This window comes from Derxia lacustris (genome assembly GCF_002105195.1).
Classification (GTDB): Bacteria; Pseudomonadota; Gammaproteobacteria; order Burkholderiales; family Burkholderiaceae_E; genus Derxia; species Derxia lacustris.
In genome coordinates this window covers 129,505-149,391 of the sequence record NZ_MUHU01000014.1, presented here as the reverse complement: position 1 = coordinate 149,391, position 19,887 = coordinate 129,505, and the positions used below count along the sequence as shown (strand labels likewise).

At 63.8% G+C, this 19,887-nt stretch carries 1 protein-coding gene; it reads right to left on the bottom strand.

Features of this window, described 5'->3' with window-relative positions; genetic code table 11:
- Window positions 1-101: 101 nt before the first annotated feature.
- A complete protein-coding gene (locus B9P64_RS30055) occupies window positions 102-19,874 on the bottom strand; it encodes a putative Ig domain-containing protein (RefSeq protein ID WP_176256744.1) in 19,773 nt (6,590 codons plus the stop codon).
- Window positions 19,875-19,887: the final 13 nt, after the last annotated feature.

The following is a 19,887-nucleotide window of genomic DNA, read 5'->3' as shown; positions in this document are numbered from 1 at the left end:
CCCCTGCGCCGCCCGCTCGCGGCCACCGGGCTTGCCCTCTCATTCCGGCAAGCCCGCGCATGGATCGGCAATCGGAGACAGCTTTCAGGAACCCATGCTTGTCATCGTCCAGCCAAGACAGGGCCGGCACCGCATCCGCCAACCAAGGGCCGACTGATCAGTTGCGGCACCAATCCGAACTGGAGATCAAGCAAGGTGCTGTTGCCGTCGAATTGGGGCATCCCGGCCAAGGTATTGCACGCATAGCGATAAGCGAGATCGCCGCCGAGTGCCAGGACATCACTGCCACTCCCACTGAATTGGGAAGCCAACAGCAAATTCATCAGTCCCGTCCACTGCCTGCCCCCTGGCGGCTGGCAATCGTTGCCGGTCACTCTATCGAACTCCGCAATCATCTTGCCGCCATCGAAGCGTTCGATCTTGTTGTCTCTTAAGGAATCCGTGCTGCCCCGAACATAAGCACCTGCTGGTTCCAGCATGAATTGCAGCGTCAATGGCGGCTTGCGTGATAGCAGGTAGTAGTCGGCAATGCAGATGCTGTCCTGCGGTGCGCCTGCCATATCAACGTAGAGATTGCCGGCCACACGCCGAAAGCTGACGTCGGCATAACGGATGCCACCACCAAGCGATAGCGTGATTGGCGACGACGCATTTTGCAGATGAAGAATGTCGCGGCCGTCGCCGCGATTGAACGCCAGGACCGTCGCCGCCGTTCCTGCATACAACTCGTCATTGCCTGCACCTCCGACCAAGAGGGCGGCCCCGCTGCCTGCGCTGAGAACATCGTTGCCGCTGCCTCCGAACAGTGCGTCATTTCCCGCACCTCCCAGCAATCGATCGTTGCCCGTTTCCCCTTCCAGCACGTCCGCACCGTTTCCGCCCGCCAGGAAATCGTTGCCGCAGCCTGCGCTGATCAGGTCATTGCCATCCGCGCCGTCGAGCGTGTTGCAGCCATCGTTGCCAACAAGCCAGTTGTCCAGCGCGTTGCCCGTACCGTTCACATTGGCCGAACCTTCGAGGTTCAAGGCCTCGACATTCGAAGCCAGCGTATACGTAACGCTGGTTCTGACGGTGTCATAGCCTTGTCCGGCGCTTTCGATGACCTGATCGCCTTGCCTCAGAAGCGTCTGCGCCTCCGAGACGACATAAACGTCATCGCCGTCGCCGCCCATCATCTTGTCCGACCCGGCGCAACCATCGATGTAGTCGTCCCGCTCACTCCCGATCAGGTAGTCATTGAAGCGGGTACCCATCAATTGAATCCCCTTGGTGGAATCCACGCGCAGATTGAAGGTGTCGATGACATTGGCACCATGCTCATCCCTAGCCCTGATGCTGACCACGAACACCTGGCCGTTGGCGCACTGCGTCGGAGTTCCGCTGAAAACCAGTCCATTCGGGTCAAAGGTCAACCAGCTCGGCAAGGCGCTGCCGTCATCAAGCGTGGCGGAGTAGGTCAGGACAGCTCCATGGTCCCGATCGGCAAACATGCCGTCCGGCAAATCCAGTCGGAAGGCACGTCTCGCCCGAACCACCTGATCGCAGATCGGCTCCTTCAGGACAGGTGCGTCGTTGGTCCCGAAGATGTTGAGCGACAGGGTGGACACTGACCTTGAACCGTCTGCGTCCTGAACCGAGTAGGCGAAGCTGTCTGTCACCTTCTCTCCGGTTGCCAGGGCCTGGACCGCAGCGCTGGTGTTGTTCAGCGTGTAGACATAGGCACCGTTACTGCCCAGGACCAGTGTTCCGTACAGACCTTCATAGGTACCCGCTGTCGCGAGCGACAGTTGATCGTCCTTGTCGGTATCAGAATCATTGAGCAGTACATTGCCACTTACGGTACGTGCAAAGTCTTCCTGAAGACGCCCATAGTCAGGTTGCGTGATGGGGGCATCGTTACTTCCCGAAATGGTGATCACCAAGGTGTTGTCGACACGGGCAACACCGTCGGTCACGGCGAGCAGGAAGCGGTCGGTGAGCACCTGATCCTGCCGCAGTTCCTGCACCGCCGGGCTCGCGCTGTCGAGTTGGTAGGCATAGCTTCCGTCGGCCTGCACCGTCAGCGTCCCGTGCTGCCCGAGGTAGGTGCCCGGACTGTCGACGGCGAGCACGTCGCCCGCATCGACATCGTGGTCGTTGCTCAGCAGGTTGCCCAGCACGGGCGTGTTCGCGTCTTCATCGACGCGCGCTGCATCGGGCGAGATCACCGGTGCGTCGTTGATCGGCTTGACGTTGAGATTCAGCGTTGCAACGTTGTCCGATTCGAGCCCATTGCTGACCCTGAACTCAAATCGGGCATATGCAGAACCGGATTCGTCGTGACCAGGACTGAAGACCAGGTGACCGGCATCCAGCCCGATCCGATCCACGCGCGTCGCGGAAGAAACGAGTTGTCCATCGAGGTAAAGGTGACCGGATCCAGCGACAGGGCTGACAAGCACTGACTGAAGCATCCCAACCCCGTCAGCGTCGGTGTAGCTGAAATCGGCAGCACCGAGCGTGCGGTCGTCGTCCTCATTCAGATCGAGCATGACGTCACGCGCGACGGGGGCGACGTCCGAACGCGGTACCTCCACCGAGACCTCGGCTTTGCTCACGCCCCCTTGGCCGTCCTCGACGCTATAGCTGAACCGGGCAGTACCCGCATAGCCGGATTCGGCCTGGAATTCGACGACACCCTGTGCGCTCAGGGAGACCGTGCCATGCACAGCGTCACTGACCGAGCTGACGCGCAGCTGCGCGTGCGGCGTGTCGATGTCCACATCGTTCTGCAGCAGCACAGCGGCCGAAACCGTCAGGCGACCGTCGCGATCGGCAGTGAATGCTTCACCGGTGACAGTCGGTGCGTCGTTCACGCCAAGGACCGTCAGCTGAAAAATGTCGCTGACCGAACCCCCATCGGGCTCGGTGGCTGTAACGCGCAGCTGGAGGACGTCTACGTCCCCGTTGGCAGGCGTTCCACGGAAGGTCCTGGTCGCCGAATCGAAGCTAAGCCATGGCGGCAAGGGTGAGCCATCGATCCGCGTGACGGAAAAGACGAGCGCGCCACTTGAATCCGGGTCGCTGAAGGTGCCGCCTGGCAGGACGAGCTCGAAGATGGAGTCTTCCTGAACGGCCACATCGGCAATCGGCTGCACAAGGATCGGTGGAAGGGTCTTCTCGTCGATTCCGAGGGAAAAGGTGTCGGTGGCAGTTGCTCCCAGACGATCCGTCACCATCACCTGTATCTCGGTGGACGCGCGCTGCGAGGCAGGCACCCGTCCGGAGAAGGTCCGGGTTGCGGCGTCAAAGCTGATCCACGATGGCAAGGCCGCGCCGCTGAGCAGGGTTGCCCGGTAGGTCAATGCATCGCCCGAATCGAAGTCGACAAAGGTGTTGCGGGGCAACTGGAAGCTGAATGTCTGGTCGCGTCGGTACACCTGATCGGGCGCGGGTAATGTCAGTCGTGGGACGTGGTTGCGATCGGAAAGGCTGACCGACAGGGAGAACGTGTCCGAGACGGTGTTGCCTCGCAAGTCGGTCGCACTGACCTGGATGCTGTAGTCACCCACGTCCTCCGGATCGGGAATGCCGGACAGCCTTCCGCTGGCCGTGTCCACGCTCAACCAGGATGGCAATGCCTGGCCGTTGGCCAGCATCGCCGAATACCTCAAGGTCTGGTCACTATCCAATTCGATGAAGCCGGTGGAGGCGTCAAGCGCAAACGCGTCGCCCTCGGAAATCGCCAGATCAGGGAGCGGGGTGAGCAGCCTTGGCGCGTCGTACTCGCCCAGCACCGTGATCTTGACCTGCCGGGTTGCGCCACCGACCCAGTCATGTCTCAGACCATCGGGCTCCCGATAGTCTTCCGCAAAATTGTCCAGCGCGGTCAATGTCAGGTAATAGGTGCCGGGTGCAAAATCCCCGGGGTTGCCGGAAATCATCGTCACATTGCCAGCCTCGGTGGTCACGCGGCCCCATAGCTCGACTTGGTGGGTCAGGCGGTTGAAGCTGCTCAGTTCTCGGTAGCTCGACATGGCCGACACAGTCACCTTGTCACCATCCGCGTCGTGAAACAGCGAGCCGGGCAGAACAACCGAAAACGCCTGATTCTCCCGCAGCACGATCTCGGGGATGGTGTCAATGGTGGGAGCCCGGTTGGCGATGACCTTCAGGCGAGTCATTGCCCGCCCGCCGTGTCCATCGTCCGCAATGATGTCGAAGGTCTGCCGCCGGGGCGGGGGCGTGGCGCCTTCGTAATGCAAGGCATGCATTGCGGCGTCGTAGACCCAGTCGCCTAGGCTGTTGCTACCCGCCAGCAGCACGGAAACGTTCAGCGTGTCGTGATCGACATCGAAGAATTTCGGAATGAGCACCGGCACGGTTTCATTCATCGTGGCGACAATGCGGGTGTCGGGTTCGCCCCAGCTGTTGATGCCGCGAAAGCGATCCCACGTTGGCGCGGGGGCGGTTTCCCACGGATTCAGCAGGTCCTGGACCACGACTGGAACGTGATTGACACCGGACGGGTCAACCTCGACCGTGAACTCGGTGGTGGCCTCCAGTCCGAGACGATCGAACGCCACGAGAGCAAACCGCCATGTGCCGACATCCCAGAAATCAAGCCTGGAGTAGGCAAATCCGTTGCCGTAGTAGTCCGGCACCAGATTGAGCAGTCCTCCGGAGGCATCCAGCCTGAATCCGCCTCTTGCGTGCTCGGGGGCAGACAGCTGTCGGAGATGGTAAGTCAGCACATCGCCGCGATCCGGGTCCGTGAACACGTCTGTCGGCAGACTGATCGCGGTCGCCGATCCTTCCCTGGTGGTTACGGTATCGATCGAATGGCCAACGATGGGGGCGTCATTGATGTTGCCGACCACCACGTCGATGTCTTCGAACGCCGTCAGACCCTGTTCATCCCGCCCGACCACGCGCACGGTCGTGACGCCGACGCTTTCGGCACCCGCCACGCCGGTCAGGCGCCGGGTGGCCGCGTCGTAGTGCAACCACGATGGCAGCGCTTCGCCCGAGGCAAGTGTCACCGCAGCGATGACGGCGGAACCCTCACGATCCACGAACAGATCGACAGGCAAGGTCAGGTCCAGCGCTTGTCCCTGCCAAAGGACCGGACCGGGCAGCATTCGCAGCACGCGCGGCGGATCATTGACATCGTCCGCGACAGCGATCACGAAGGTGTCGGATGCCGCCCGACCATGCATATCCGTTGCAGTGACCGTGACGGCGGTGATGCCCACGTCAGCACGTCCCGGTTGCCCCGAGAAGCGGCCGCTCCTGCCATCGAAGTGGAGCCAGTCCGGCAGTGGGGCACCGCTGGCCAGGGCGGCGGAGTACGTGAGGCTGTCGCCTGCATCAAAGTCGTTGAAGGCGTCTGGTGGCAGCACGAAGTCGAGCGCCGCGCCTTGATGCCCCTGCTGATCCGCCAACGGCCGCCAGATCACCGGCGAGGTGTCGTTCGGATTGCGGATCGAGAGATTGAATTCGTCCTGGAGGCCCAGGTTGCCACTGTCGGTTGCCAGCAGCCGGATGGTCAGCGAACCGACGTCGCCTTCGCTTGGCGTGCCGGACAATCGGCCGCTGGTGGAATCGAAGTGCAGCCAGCTTGGCAGCGCCTCGCCATTGCCAAGCGTGGCTCGCGCATACGGCGTGTCACCTGGGTTTGCATCAACAAAGACGCCATTCAAATCGAGCTCGAAATGCACGCCACTGTTGATCAGTTGATCTGCGGGCGCATTGGCCAGCACTGGCGCCAGGTTCGTGCCGCTGGCCACAATCGCCGCTTCGATCTGCGTTGCCGTCCACGCCGTGCCGTCGGCGAATCGGATGGTCTCGATGGCTCCGCTGCCGAGGTAGTAATTGCGAACGGTCAGGCGGTCTTGCGTGGCTCGAATCGACAGCAGCAGATCATTGGCAGCACGCCGCACGACAAGATCGCCTGCAAGAATGCCCGCCTGCAAGATCAGCACATCGTTGGACGAGATCGATGCGGCGGCGTCGTTGTCATCGATCATGTCGTGACCGTCACCCAGCGCGAACAGATACTGGTCGTCACCGGCGCCTCCGCACAACAGGTCTGCCCCACTGGCGCCGTCGAGCACGTCGGTGCCAGCGTCGCCGACAAGCGTGTTCGCACCAGCATTGCCCGTCAGAACGTTGGCCAAGGCGTTGCCAGTGCCGTTCAGGTCTGCCGATCCGGTGAGTGTCAGACGCTCGACCTGGTCTGCCAGCAGGAAGCTGACGCCTGAAAAAACCTGATCGTTGCCTTCGCCGATCAACTCGACGAGCTGATCGGCCTGGTCGTCGACCACATAGGTGTCGTCACCGGTGCCGCCATACATCACGTCGGCGCTGGTGCCGCCGTCCAGTCGGTCATTGCCACCCAGTCCCCGGAGCACGTTGCGTCCGGCGTTTCCGGTCAGCACGTTGATCTGGTCATTGCCCGTCGCGTTGACATTCGCCAGGCCCAGCAGCTCGACGTTCTCCACGCCCGAGCCGGCGGCGAGCGTCTGCGTCACAAGACTGGCAATCGTGTCGACGCCTTCACCTGCCAGTTCAATGACGGTGTCGGCCGCACTGTCCACCACATAGCGGTCGTCCCCCGTGCCCCCGATCAGGATGTCGGCGCCCGCACCGCCATCCAGCGTGTCGTTGCCCGTGCCGGCATCGATCCGGTTGCTCGCCGCATTGCCGGTCAGGCGGTTGTCGGCATCGTTGCCGGTCACGTTGATGGCGGCCGAACCGAGAATCTCCACGCCTTCGATCATGCCGGCGACAACAACGTCCTGGCTCGCTAGCAAGCGCACCGTATCGATGCCGCCCCCGGCTCGTTCGATGACCTGATCCAGGTCATCGACGACGTACAGATCGTCCCCATCGCCGCCTTCGAGCAGGTCGGCCCCCATGCCGCCTACGAGGGTATCGTTGCCCTTGCCGCCGAACAGACGGTCATCACCCGCCCCGCCGGCAAGATAGTCATCCCCCGCGCCGCCCTCGAGGAGCGCGGGATCGGCGCCGTTGACCAGCAGACGGTCGTTGTCGCTGCTGCCTGTCCTGATCGACGCGCGTCGCAGCAGATCCGCGACCGTCCAGACCGTGCCGTCGGCGAAGCGCACCTGCATGATCGGCATCAGGTTCGCCGCCGTCTCATACCAACTCGTGAAGCGCAGGCTGTCGCCCCCGCTTTGCAGCACCAGATCGGCGCTCTCGCGCCGGACCTCGACAGTATCGGGAACAATTTCCGCGCCCATTGCCAGCGTGTCGAACACCCGGCCCGCCGACACGACGACAGCCCCCTGGTTCCTGTCGAGTTCGACGACACTGTCGCGGGCGATCCAGGTCAGCGGATCCAAGACCGTGCCGTCGGCAAACCGGATGCGCTCGACCGACAGCGGGAAGCCGCCGGAGCCGAACAGGGTCACCGCATCAGCGTCGCCATCCACATGCAGGACCAGATTGCCGTTGACGATTTCGCGCGTGACATCGCTGACCTGAATGCCCGTGCCAAACATGAGCGTGTCGAGGTCGTCCGGATTCGTGCCGAAATCGGCCACGGTGTCCCGGCCATCGCCCCGATTGAAAATGTAGGTGTCGCTGCCGCTCCCGCCTTCCACGACGTCATCGCCCTTTCCACCCTCGAGCTGGTCACGTCCCGCGTTGCCAAGCAGGCGATCGTCGCCGTCGTCGCCGAGCAGGGTGTCGTTGCCGGTGCTGCCGCCGAGCGTGTCGTTCCCCGCACGGCCAACCAGCTGGTCGTTTCCTGTCGATCCGACCAGCGAATCATTGCCTGCCGTTGCTGGGGTCAGGCGCAAGGCGATGTCCGCCGTGGTCCAGATCGTGCCGTCGGCAAAGCGGATTTCCGCCAGCTGCAGGGCCTGCGCCGTGCTGCCGTTTGCCGAGGCCGTTTGCCAGCCATAATTCACGCGGACCTGCTGTCCTCCAAGGTCGAGAAGCAGTGCCGGAGCGGAATAACTGGCGTCAAGTCGGACTGCCACATCCTCGGGCCGGATGCCCGCGCCGAACTCGATGCGGTCCAACCCCTCGGGTTCGGTGATGCCCAGATCCACGGTGTCCCGCCCGAAGCCCGCCTCGAATCGCAGGACATCATGTCCCGCACCACCACTGAGCAAATCATTGCCCGCGCCGCCGTCGAGCGTGTCGTCTCCGATTCCACCGCTCAGCGTGTCGGCGCCGTTGCCGCCACGGAGCCAATCGCCGCCGGCACCTCCACTCAGCGTATCGGCGCTTTCACCGCCGGTCAGACGGTCGTCACCCGATCCGCCATAGATACGGCTGCTGCCGGCTCCCGCCACCAAATCGTCGTCCGCGTCGATACCAAATTGCAGATCCGTCCCGTCGGCCGGAGCGTCGTGCAAGATTGCCGTGAAGAGCGTTCGACCATCAATCACGCTGCCGTCGCCGAACACCAGGCTTGCCATCGTCCAGGGCCTGCCACTTGCGTCGAACTGGCCCCAGAGCGGGCCGAGCGTTGCAGTCGAGTCCCTGAGCGCCACCGAGAAGAAGAAGCCTGACGGACTGAAGACAATGTCTCGAATCCGGACGTCCTCGCGCTGCACGTTGCTGGCGAACTCGATCCAGCGCGGCGTCGGGTGGTCGTCAGGGCGTTGCCGATCAATCGTGTCGCGGCCCGAATCGAAGCCGAGCACCACCGTGTCGGTGTTGAAGTACTCGATGCGGTAGAGGTCGTCCCCTGCGCCGCCGTCGAGGCGGTTGCTTCCGGCGTTGCCGTTCAGCACATCGGCGCCCGCGTCCCCATAGATGCTGTCATCGCCATCGCCGCCGTAGAGGACGTCGTTGCCGTCGAGGCCGTGGATCACGTCCGCAAGCGGGCTCGCCGTGGTCGGATCGACATAGTCGGCGCCTGCCGTCCCGATGGTCGGATCGGACCTGGCATGCGCCAAATCGATGACGGCGCCGTCGGCAAACCGAAGCGTATGAATGCGGTCCTGGGAATAGCCCCAGCTCTGAATGCGCAGCACATCGGCCAAGGAACCCGAGAGACTCAATAGGAGGTCGATGCTTCCCGCCGGCCGACTGACCGACACGTCCTGCCAGCGGATACCCGTGCCAAACTGGATCACGTCCGCGCCGTTCGCGTAGATGACCAGGTCGGCACCGCTGCCATAGCCGAAGACGATGGTGTCCGTCTGCTGGGGCCTTTCGGTGCTCTCGTAAAGATTCAGCGTGTCGTTGCCCAGGCCGCCGTCATAGGTGTCCTGACCGTCTGCGCCCTTCAGTGAATCTGCCCCGGCCCCGCCGTTCAGCGATTCGTTCCCGCCAAAGCCTTGCAGCGTGTCGGCGCCGTCCGTGCCGTTGATCAGTCGGTCGCGGTAGTCCGGAACGCCGGATATGCCGGGGGCCAGGGCCGACGCAAACATCGAGAAGATCGTGTCATGCGACCAGACCGTGCCGTCCGCGAACCGGACCTCCATCGGGATGATCGGCTGCGATTGAAGGAACCACGCCGAGAATGTCAGTCGCTGCCCCGTGTCATTGACGATCAGGGCAAGCGAATCGGACTGGCTGCTGCCGCTGTCGATCGAGCGGACGAAGGCGACGTCGCCAGGGACAAACTCGACCCCGAGTTCGATGACGAGGCGCGCTGTGGCAGCAGCCCCGACGGGCATGGCACGCATGTCGATCCGGTCGGACCCGGAGTCGCGGCCAAAGCGGATGACGTTAATGCCGTCGATGCGGGGGATGCCGACCGTGTCGTCTCCCAAGCCGCCATCGATCGTGTTGTCGCCGCCCGACAGCGTCAGGTAATCGTTGCCGCCTTCCCCCAGCAGAAGATCGTTGCCAGCGCCGTCGTTCAGCGCGTCCGGGCCGGCTCCGCCCAGGAGGGTGTCGTTGCCGTCGCCACCGTTAAGCCAGTCCCTGCCGTCACCGCCATTCAAGCGGTCATCGCCCGCTCCCCCCGCAATCCAGTCCGCTTCCAGGCCGCCGTCGAGGCTGTCGGCCCCCGATCCGCCCAGGAGCGTGTCGGCTGCATCCGTCCCGACCGTTGGGCGATCGGCGTGCGCCGCGATTTCGGCGCCTGACCAGCGTGTGCCATCGTTGAAGACGATCCCCGTTGCCCGTTCGATGCCGACCAGCGAATCTCCGGAGCCCGAAATCCTCAGCGTCAGTGGCGCAACCACGCCGTCGACTGCGCCTCCCTCGATCTCCACCTCGGTTGCGCTCACGCCTGCAAGGATGAGGTAGCCAGCGCCATTGCTGCTGCCAATCCGGTCCGTCCCGCTGCCCCTGCCGAAAATCACCGAAGCGGAACCAACCAGATTCAAGGTGTCGTTGCCTTGCCCGCCGTCGACCAGGCTGTCGCCGTAAGCTTTGATCTGGTCATTGCCGTTGCCGCCCCTCAGGTGTCCGGTGCCTGAAATCTCGTCATCGCCGTCGCCGCCATCCAGGACATTGCTGCCCTGATCGTCAATCAGGCTGTCGTTGCCGCTGCCACCCCACAGCAGATCGTTGTCCGTGCCGCCCAGAAGGGTGTCGCGTCCCGCGCCGCCTCGCAGGACGTCCGCGCCACTTGCCCCGGTCATGCTGTCGGGGCCGATGCTGCCGGTCAGCGTGTCGTTCGCATCATTCCCGCTTGCCGTGTGGATGCGGTAGGCCTCCAGATCGGAAACCAGCACCGTGCCGTCGCTGGCCACGATGCGGCCCAGGACCGTGCCGGGCTGGAGATAGGTCACTCCCCAGCCAAAGTCGAGCTTCGTCTGGCCGTTATGACCCGTCGAGTTCCACCACTCTTCCGTGACGGTGGAGACCACGAGGTTTTCGGCATCGAGGCCCGGGCCCAGCACGATCCGGTTGCTGCCTTCCGTATCGCCGATCAGGTCACTTCCGCTGGCGGCGTCAATCGCATAACTGTCATTGCCCTTGCCCCCGAGCAGGGTGTCGTTGCCATCACGTCCGTCGAGGACATCGTCGCGATCCGAGCCGAAAATGGCTTCGGCGGCGCTCGTCCCGTCGGTCACGCGAATGCGCTGCATCACGTCGTCGTAGCCCCACTGCTGCCCGTCGGCAAAGACGAAGAACTCGATCCGGCTTTCGACACTGAAGTAGGACTCGATCCGGACGCTGTCCTGCGCCCCCTCGATGTCGATGACGAGCGCATTGCGAATCCGGCGGATCCGCAGTTGCTCGGGTGAAATGCCTGCGCCGAAGAGCAGCGTGTCGCTGCCGCCGCTGTCCCCCTGCAACGAGTTTGGATTCCCGATGGTCAGCACCCCGTAACCCGACCGGAACACATACCGGTCGTCGCCGCCCCATCCGTTGAGCAGGTCGCCGCCACCCAGGCCGTCGAGGATTTCGCCCCGCAGAGTGCCACCGAGAAAGTCTCGGCCGGTCGTCGGCATCTGCATGACGTAGCTTGCGACGGCCTGTCGCGTCCATACGGCACCGTTTTCGAACTCGACGCGCTCGATCTCGGGCAATCCGTCAGCGCCAGTGTGGAGCCGGACCTCATCCGACGTGCCGTAGTGGCGCAGCACGATGAAGCCGTCTTCGTGCAGAACCTGGACATCCTGTGGCTGGAAGCCGGAACCGAAGCGCAATACACCGTCGCCCGAAGCGTCGAAGATGCGGTCGTGTCCGTCGCCGGAATTGAACCGGTAGACATCGAAGCCGGCCCCGCCGTCGAGGTCATCCAGTCCCTGGCTGCCTGCGAGCGTGTCGTCGCCGCCGAGGCCCCGCAGAATGTCGTTCCCTTGGCCACCGTCGAGCAGATCGCCCGTGCCCGTGCCCACCAGGTAATCGTCTCCCGACGACGGCAGCGTGGCACGGCGCTCCAGTTCGCTTCGATCCCAGCGGATCCCGTCGGCAAAGCGCACGGCCTCGAGCCGGTTCGCGTCATCGGCATACCAATCCTGCACGGTCACCACCGCGCCATCCGGCAGGTCCAGATAGAGATTGGCCGCATCTCGTCTGACCACGATTGCCGTGCTGTCGACACTTTCGTCAAAAACGAGGGTGTCCAGGTCGCTGGAGCCAAGGTCGGCGATGGTGTCGTTGCCGTCCCCCAATGCATAGGCATAGCGATCGTTGCCCTGACCGCCGAGCAGCAAGTCCCTGCCTTGTCCTCCGCGCAGGGTGTCATCCCCGGCATCGGCGAGAAGCACATCGTCGTCTCCGGTGCCCTGCATCAGATCCGCCGCGACGCTGCCGATGCCGTTCACGGCCCGGTCGCTCAGTTCCTGCGCGGACCATCGCGTTCCGTCCGCGAACTCGAGCGCCTCAATGGTCGGACCCTGAGGGGCGAACCAATCCTTGATCCGGATCCAGTCGGACTGGTTGCCGACAAGCAGCAGGAGATCGGCGTCAAGACGTGCCGCACGGGTCGCGCCGGGCAGGATGCCTTCGGCCAGGCGGATGACGTCCTCGCCGGCGATGCCGTCATCGACGATAACGTCCCGACCGTCGCCGATTGCGAACAGATAAGTGTCCCCGCCGTCGCCGCCTTGCAGGAAGTCGCGGCCATGAGCGCCGTCCAGCGTGTCCGCGCCTCCCAGACCCAGCAAGGTGTCGTTGCCATCGCCGCCCCACATGGAATCGGCTGACGCGAAGCCCGAGATTGCATCGTCCGCATCGCTGCCTTGCGACACCCACCAGCGGATATCGTCGGCGGTCAGGGTGGTCCACCACCCGTTGTGCCCAAACTTGAAATACTCGACTGTCGCTTCGGGCGCCCCGAAGAATTGCCGTAGCGTCAGGCGATCGTTGGTGCCGGTCAGTCGCACGATCAGATCGTCGCCGCTGCGCTCGAACGCAACCTCGTCGAGTCCAATCCTGTCGCCGAAGACAATGCTGTCGGCGTTGCCGACGTCGTCCGACTCGACGATCAGGTCATCGCCCGAGCCCACGTCGAAGAGATAGGTGTCGTCGCCCGACCCGCCGAGCAGGGTGTCGTGATCCGCAATCTGGCCGCCGTCGAGGGTGTCGTTTCCGCCGCCACCGCTCAGCAGGTCGTCGTCGAGCGCAGCTTGGGCATTGGCACCCGGCGCCACATTGCCGTACAGAAGATCGTTTCCGTCTGCGCCAACCAGCGTGTCGCTCCCCGCGCCACCGATGATGACGTCGCTGCCATCGCCGGCGACCAGTTCGTCACCGGCATTCGAACCCACGAGATGCTGCGGCGGAGGTTCGATCAGGAGCGCCATGCCGAGCAGATCGGCTGCGGTCCATGTCGTGCCGTCCGCGAACTCGACCCGTTCCACGCCCATGCCCCGCGCATTGACCTGGGACTTGAGAATCACTGCACCACCATCCGCAAACGCGAGGGTGACGTCGTGGTGATCGCGGGTGATCGTGACCATGCCGGGATCGATGCCAGCACCCAGCCGGAGCACATCGTGCTGGCCGGGCGTGGTGTCGAGGTCGACAACCTGATCTGCCCCGCCGCCCCGTCCGTACACGTAGAGGTCGTTGCCGGCGCCACCCGTCAGGACGTTGTCCTGCAGGTTGCCCTTGAGCGTGTTGTTGCCGGCATTGCCGGTTGCCCGCAGGGCACTGCCGATCAGGGTCAGGTTTTCCACATTGCCGGCGAGCGTGAGGTCGACGGTCGACAGGACCGTGTCGTCGCCTCCCTCTGCCGCTTCCACGATCACGTCGCCGGACTCGCCGACGAAATAGACGTCGTCGCCCGCACCACCGATCAACGTGTCCGCGCCCGTGCCGCCGTCCAGCCAGTTGGCGCCATCATTACCCGCGAGCACGTTGTCCCGGTCGTTGCCGGTGATGTTCCAGTTGCCGCTGCCATGGAGCGCCCCGTCGACCATGCCGGGCGCAAGCGTCAGGTCGGCGGCATCGCTCGATGCCGGACCGAACATGGCCGCGATCGCCGTGGCGTCGTAGCTGGCGTCACCCACCACCAGCTCGGACACCCGGGCCAGATCGACGGCGATGCGATCGCCTTGCGCGCCGTAGCGCAGCACGCCCTGACTGTAGTAGACGTCGGCGGTGCCGACCCCGCCGAGTCGCAGACGTGACTGGCCCTCCGCGTCGGCAATGCTGTCCTCGCCATCCCCGAGCGCGAAGACGTAGGTGTCCTCGCCCGCGCCGCCTTGCAGCAGGTCATTGCCCCGACCACCGGCAATGCTGTCGTTGCCGTCCCCGCCCGACAGCACGTTGGCCAGCGCATTGCCTATCAGCGTGTCGTTGCCCGCGCCGGCACTGGCGTTCTCGATGCTGCTGCCATAGCCGACGAAGGACTGACCAGGCGCCAGGATGCTCGCGCTCTTGCCGCCCAGCGATGACCATCCGCCCGGGCCGAGATCGATGACGGCATCCTGCGTCGCCTGGCTCGCGTCGAAGCGGTCGACGCCGCCCGCGTCGGCGATGAACCGGTCGCCGAAGCCGTAGACATCGTCGCCGGTGCGTGTGTCGCGGGCCACGCCGTACAGGTATTGCAGGGCCGCGACGTCGAAGGGGGCCAGCGCCACGGCCGGGTCAGTCGTGCGCGTGTACGACATCACCGTATTGGCGTTGCTGTTCTCGGTATCGGGCAGCAGCGGCGCCTCGAAGGGGTGCTTGAGGCCCAGCGCATGGCCGGTCTCGTGAAGGATCACCTCGAAGCCGGTCTGGCCTTCGCTCAACGACTGCCGCGTCGTGGACTCGCCGAATTCATCCTCGATCCGCTCGGCGAACAGGCGGCTGTTGAGATGGATGTTGCCGGTGGCCGCCACGGCATAGCCGGCAAAGGCGCCGGCCTCCACGCCGGTTAGATCGTCGAGGACATAGCGCAGATCCGCCGTCCCGCCGTCGGTCTGCTCGACGAAGCTGACGTCGATGACTGCGCTGAACCGGGCCAGCGCCGTGCGCACGGCGTTCTTCTGGTCCTCGGTAAACAGATGGGGATTGCGCTCGTCGGGGTAAAAGCTCGCCGCGAAGGAAAAGGTCAGCACATGCTTGCCGGCGCTGCGAACCTCGTCGCGCGACAGCAGCGCGCTGACGAAATACGGCAGATGCGCGTCCGCGAACGGGTCGACGACGGGTATGTCGGGCGGCGGCGCGAGTTCGAGGATCTTCTCGCGATCCCATACCGTGCCGTCCTCGAACACGATCTGTGCGATGGCGCCCTGCGGGGTCGTGTCCGCGCCGTCTTCCGGCAAGGCTCCCGGCTCGTAGCCCTGGACGAAGCCGTCGGCATAAAAGGCTTCGACCGTCACGCTGTCGGTGCCGGTGGCGCCATAGGCAATGACCAGATCCGTGCCACTGCGCGCGACCGACCGGATCTGCTCCTGGCCGAATCGGAAGACGATGGTGTTGTGCGTGCCGTTCGAGCCGTCGTCCTGAATGCGGTCCTGGCCGTCCCCCAGCCCGAAGACGTACATGTCGCTGCCGCTGCCACCGTTCAGGATGTCGTTGCCGGTGCCGCCGTCGAGGATGTCCATCCCCGGCGTCCCGGCGCCGTTGTCGCCGTAGAGACGATCGACACCGGCACCGCCGCGCAGGACGTCGCTGCCGTCGCCACCGGTGAGGATGTCGTTGTCGTCGCCGCCGTCGAGGATGTCGTCCTCGATACCGCCGTCGAGATCGTCGTCGCCGGCTCCGCCCGCCAGAAGATCCTTGCCGTCATCACCAAGCAGCGTGTCCTTGTTGGCGCCACCGTCGAGATCGTCATTCCCGGCACCGCCGACCAGCACGTCGTCGCCGTCCTCGCCGGACAGGTGGTCGTCGTCAAGGCCGCCGAAGAGCGTGTCGGCCTCGGTGCCGCCATAGAGAAAGTCGTCGCCGTTGTCGCCCAAAAGCCGGTCGTTGCCGGCGCCGCCGATCAGCAGATCGCCGCCCATCTGGCTTTCGTCGAGGCCGACCGGATACCACTTCGTGCCCGTGACGTAAGGTCCGTCGCCCAGCAAAGTGTCGTTGCCGGCGCCGCCATAGAGCACATCGGCCCCCAGTCCGCCATCGAGCACATCGCCGTTGTCGCCGCCGTCGAGCACGTCGCGGCCCTTGCCACCTGACAGCTCATCCTTGCCATCGCCGCCATACAACGCGTCGGCGCCGTCATAGCCCACCAGCAGGTCGTCGTCGGCCTCGCCGTAAAGCTCGTCGCCGTCGTTGCCACCGTAGACGATGTCGTTGCCGCTGCCACCCCAGAGCCGCACGCCACGGCCGCCGGTCGCAGCCGGCAGCTCCGCCGCCACGTCGCCCAGCTGCAGCGTGTAGTTCACCGCCTGCCCGAGCTCCGGCGGCAGGTCGCTGCCGATCGCATGGGCGCCCCGGTAAATGCCCACGGTGTTGCCGAGGGTCAGCGTGATTGCGAGGTTGGGTTCGAAGCTGACTTGCGAGGTGTCCATGTTCAACCACCACATCCGCCCGAGGTAGTTGTCGCCGTGGTCGATTTGCGCCGTCACGCTGAAATCGAAGGCCGCCAACTCCGGATGCGCGATCTCGATCCGGGTGCCGTCCTGGTAATAGAAGAAGGCTGCGCCGGTGTCCTGATCGGTCCAGAGCCAGGCGTTGAACGGCTGCCCCTGAACATAGAAATAGGTGTCGCGCCTGTCGTTCAGCGCCCAGTCCATCGTGAAGCCCGCGCGCAGGACGTCGTTGCCGGCGCCGCCATGGGCCACGTCCTGGCCGGCGCCGGTCAGGATCAGGTCGTTGCCATCGCCGCCTTCGAGCCAGTCGTCGCCGGCGCGGCCGTCGAGGATGTCGTTGCCGAGGCCGCCGAGCAGCAGGCTGTCGGCCGCCCCGCCCGCGAGGATGTCGTTGCCCCGGCCGCCATCGTTGGCGTCGCCGAACAGGAAATCGACGTTGTTGTTCAGGTCGAGCGTGGCGTGACCGGGAATCGGCGTGTCGGGTCTCTGGCGGGCCGTGTCGCCGCCGTCCAGATGGAGGCCGAACTGGCCGTCCTGCCAGCCGCGCAGGTAGATCGTGTTGCGATCGTCGCCGCCGACGTTGATCGCCAGCGTGGTGCCGGTGCCCAGGTCGAGACGCCGGATCTCGATGCCACCGGAGCCGACCCAGGCATGGCGGCCGGCGTCGTAGGTCGCGGCGGCGAGCCGCGTGCCGAGCAGCGACAGCACGTCGCTGCCCTGGCCGTCCTCGATCAGATCGGTGCCGAAGTCGGCGGCGTCAAAGACATAGGTGTCGTTGCCGGCGCCGCCGCGCAGCAGGTCGGCGCCGGTGCCGCCGGTCAGCTCATCGTCGTCGGCGCCGCCGTCGAGGCGGTCGGCTCCGCTGCCGCCCTTCAGCACGTCCTTGCCGCTGGCGCCGGACATCAGGTCGTTGTCCGCGCCACCGTCGAGCGTGTCGACGCCGGCGCCGCCCTGGAGGATGTCGTTGCCCGCGCCGCCTTCCAGCGTGGTTCGACCGGTGCCGTCGACCGCGAGCACGTCGTTGCCGGCGTCGCCGCGCAGCAGGCTCTCGTCGTCGCCGGCCGAGGCGCCCAGGTCGTACAGATAGTCGTTGTCGGCGCCGCCCGACAAGGTGTCGCTGCCCGCGTTGCCGTTCAGGAAGTCGAGGCCCGTGTCGCCGTGAAGCTCGTCGTTGCCCGCGCCGCCGTAGAGCACATCGTTGTTCGCGCCGCCCATCAGCGTGTCGTTGCCGTCGCCGCCAAGCAGCCGGTCGCTGCCCGTGTCGCCATCAAGGAGGTCGTTGCCGTCGTTGCCTTCCAGGTGGTCGTCGCCGCCCAGGCCCAACACGGTGTCCTTGCCGCCGCCGCCATAGAGGCGATCGTCCATGCGCTCGCCGGCGAGACTGGACTCGTCGGCATCGCTGCCGAACAGCACATGGCGAGTCGTCATGGTCAGGCCGCCGCGCTGAATGGTCAGTCCGCTTTGGCGGTCTTCCCAGACGGTGTGTTCGCCGTCGTAGGGCGTCGAGGCCGGATGTCCATCGCTTCCCCATCGAGGTGGTTTGCTGCTGTCGTAGTCCGCGTTGATGGCGTTGAAGTAATCCTTGCGGATCAGCAGTTCGGCGCGGTCTTTCAGCCACTGGTCGCTGATGTGCAAGGCGGTCGTCGAGGCGGCGCCACCCGATTCGGCCGCCATCAGTGCGTCCTTGTCGGATCGCCATTGCCGATACACCTCGCCCCATTGCAGTTTCAGCAGTGCATCCAGCGCTGCCGATTCGCCGAATTTCAATACAAAGGGACTGAGCGAATAGAGTGCTGCGAAGGTACCGAAATCCTTCCGGGCAGTATTTGCCAATTCTGGGGATGTGGAAAGCGTCAACTCGATAGACACCTGCCCCCTTGCCAGCTCCTTGTAGATGTCACTTTCCTGAATCCGCTGTAATACCTCATAAAACTTTGTTCGCCCGGTAAATCCACGAGTATCAGCAGGATCCGTTTCCCACCAGGTATTGCCGTCCGGCGAGCCGATCAAATGATTGAGGGAGTTTCGGGCCAATTCGGGGCCGAGCACCAATTCAGCGAGTACATTCAGCATATTCTCCAGCACGTCGCCTTCAGCTTGGCCCTGATCGCCCCCAACGGCTACGGCGCCCTTGGATGCCATCCAATTTGACGCTTCCTTTAGAATGAGCTCGAGCGTTGCTTGACTGGGAGATCGCTGCGCCTCAGGCAACAAATTCAGGAAGGTATTTTGTACGTTCAGTGAATCGATCAGTAGCACCAGACTATGAGTGTCGCCAAAATCCTTTGTGGGAAATCCGGATTCCAGCAGTTTCACCTCCAGATACCATAGCGACGTCAAGGCTGTGTCAAGCGCGATGCCGCCCCGTAGCAGCGGCTGATCCTCGATGAATATCTTGATATCGTTGGCGGTGAGGTGCCATTGTGAATTGGCGACTGCCGATGGCGCGGGTGCCGCGACAACATCGAACTGGGGTGTTGTGTTGGCAATCATCCAGGCAGGAAGCCCTTCCTTGCCATCGAATGCTCTGAACAAGCCGTCCACCAGACCAAGCGCGCGGGTATTGGCGCTGACCTCCAGTACTGCCATCTGGTAATTGAGGTCCGCTTGGGAAATTTCGTTGAGGGCGACTTGGCGCGGCGAGGCAATTGAGTCACTTCCGCTTTTAACGTCTTTTAGGCGATTTACCTCTTTAATAATATCCTTGATTCTAAGATATGCGTCACGCACCTTTCCAGCTTGCTGGATGGTCGAGAAATCGACCGCATTTACCGTGTCATCCAGCGATGGATTCGCCAGGCGATTCAATTCCGCTTCGTCGATTCCGTTCATTGGCTGCCCGCTGCGCAGAGCAGCCTGGGCACGGAGGTAGATGGCCCGCAGTCCTTCATTCGTGATCTGGTTGCTGTAGTCCTGTCTCGACAGTTGATCGAAATTGCTGATCAAGGCCTTGAGCGTGATTCCATTGTCGGGATTGATTGCGCCCACGCCGGCACCGTTGAAGGTCACGGTTTCGGTTGCTGCGCCATTGATCAGATTGAAGGCGGTGGCGAGGTGTCCACCGAGGCTGTAGCCCGTGACGCTGAACGCTTTTCCATTCAAGGGACCGCCGGCCGCAATCAGTTCGTTCTCGTACCAGTCCTGCATGTCGCGGATCTGGCCCCAGGCGAAGCCTGTCTTGCTGATTTCCAGAACGTTGGTTGCCTCGTTGTCGCGCGCCGCGTCGTCGAGGAATTCGGTGCTGCGGAAACTCAGGACGAGTTCGCCTTTCTTTGCGCCGGTGACGGGGTCATCTTCTACACATTTGAATAGCGTTCCACTGAAGCCGGTGTTGGTAGTGTGTTGAGCCTCAACGATCCAGTGTTCTACGAATTTAGTTGCTTGGGTTACGGTGAAGCGACTAGCGCGGTTATTGCCATTTATCAGCGCACGCTCTAAATTTTCGCCTACCTTAATGGTGCGATTGTCATTAGTGAGAAATGCCTCGGCGGCCATTTGCAAGTCGGCATACTTCAACAATTCGGCGATGGTTGGTGAGTTCATTTCCATGATCCTT

Coding starts and splice junctions, on each gene's coding strand:
- B9P64_RS30055 (WP_176256744.1), bottom strand. CDS start 19,874: ATGAACTCACCAACCATCGCCGAATTGTTGAAGTATGCCGACTTGCAA.